The organism is Priestia sp. P5_B4 (assembly GCF_056400385.1).
Map to the genome: position 1 here is coordinate 1 of NZ_JBFULJ010000949.1, position 1,421 is coordinate 1,421.

Genomic DNA, 1,421 nt, shown 5'->3' on the forward strand with positions numbered 1-1,421 from the left:
GCTTTTATTTGTGATTATCTAAATTAGTTATAATATGTCGTGTTACAGGTATGTATATAATATATCATATTACTTTTCAATATAATGCCCCACAAATTCGTTATTTTATGACTATTCATGAAGTTACAATTGATAGGCTGCAAAAAACCCTTAATAAAAGGGTTCCTTAGCATGATATTTCCGATATTTTATATCACACAAACCGGTCTCTACTTAAAATCAATGAAAGATTTTGTGGAGATTTATCTTTAATTTTATTTGAAACAAGTAAAATTACATAGTAACACTTTAGAATTTTTTGTAAGTTAAAGGGAAGTTCTGTAGAAAGTATTTCATATGGGGGAAAAAACTAACATAATATATTTAATGTTAGTTTTTATAAGGAGTTTATTACGATGCATAATGAACACAATCTTTTGTTATTTAAAGAAATTGATTGAAAGTGAAATTCATAGGGATAGTATATTATTGAGCGATGCCATAAAAGTTGATTATAAAGTAAATAGGTAGGAAATGTACGTTCACTTATGTAATCGAATTTACTTATTTATTACATCAATTTAACTTCATTTTCATTTCCTTGTAACTGGCAAGCTTTATAATGAATTAGAGTAGTTGGACAAYCATAGGAAAGACCATTCTGAATTTAGGCGGTGGGATAATGAACGAACAGACCTATTCTGACATACAACGTAAAAAAAACTCGATTATAGATTCTTTAATCCATTTAGGAATCTATAAAAAAGGAAACAAACAGCTCTATGAATTAACATTACGTGAATTAGAAACAGAGTATCATATAGTTAATCCGGCAATCCAAGACCTATCTTTTTAAGTTTTTGCTAATCACAATTCATTTGTTAAGAGGAGGGTTAATCTATGTTTTTGAAAAAACTAATCAAAAATGGGTTAATTACGATTAATTATTATGAAAATGGGTCATTACAAACGTGTAAAGGCCGTGTTTATAATCTTAATCTCCATGAACAGACCCTGTCTTTAAAAGATGAAAAACAAAATATTTTTTTTATTCATTTATCCGGTATTGAAGACATTTATTGATTTCCTTTATTTGATTTAAACTTAGTGAAGAATTTTCTCTGTTTTTTATGATAAAAAGATATAAAAGTGAAATAAAAAAGGGAGAGGAATGATGAGAGAAAACAAACAAATATGGTCTGATTTTATTGAGGAGGACCGATTTGAACTACATTCGTACCTTACTTATTTATTTAAACAATGTCATGATGAGAACCTAAGACAGTTAGAAGATGAAAATATAAAAGAATAAACTTATAAATAAAGCAGATAGGAAGGATAAAAATGAAAATGAAGATAATGTAGGCGACCTTATGATTCTAATCGGATGAATAGGTCGTTTGTTACTGTTATAACCCTTTTTATAAGAAGCTAATTTGATG

3 protein-coding genes are annotated in these 1,421 nt (G+C 27.7%); all 3 read left to right on the forward strand.

Going from position 1 to position 1,421, the window contains the following annotated elements; genetic code table 11:
• Positions 1 to 661 precede the first annotated feature (661 nt).
• On the forward strand, positions 662 to 835 hold the full coding sequence (locus AC1DRF_RS27775) for a Fur-regulated basic protein FbpA (protein ID WP_477742282.1): 174 nt from the start codon (positions 662 to 664) through the stop codon (positions 833 to 835).
• A gap of 44 nt (positions 836 to 879) precedes the next feature.
• A complete protein-coding gene (locus tag AC1DRF_RS27780; protein WP_057238048.1) occupies positions 880 to 1,062 on the forward strand; it encodes a YolD-like family protein in 183 nt (60 codons plus the stop codon).
• 91 nt (positions 1,063 to 1,153) lie between these two features.
• Positions 1,154 to 1,291 (forward strand): hypothetical protein, encoded by a 138-nt coding sequence (locus AC1DRF_RS27785; protein ID WP_477742283.1) that lies wholly within the window; start codon positions 1,154 to 1,156, stop codon positions 1,289 to 1,291.
• Positions 1,292 to 1,421: the final 130 nt, after the last annotated feature.

Bases quoted from the DNA above. Each gene is read 5' to 3' on its own strand.
- AC1DRF_RS27780 (WP_057238048.1), top strand. From the start codon at position 880: ATGTTTTTGAAAAAACTAATCAAAAATGGGTTAATTACGATTAATTAT.
- AC1DRF_RS27785 (WP_477742283.1), top strand. From the start codon at position 1,154: ATGAGAGAAAACAAACAAATATGGTCTGATTTTATTGAGGAGGACCGA.
- AC1DRF_RS27775 (WP_477742282.1), top strand. From the start codon at position 662: ATGAACGAACAGACCTATTCTGACATACAACGTAAAAAAAACTCGATT.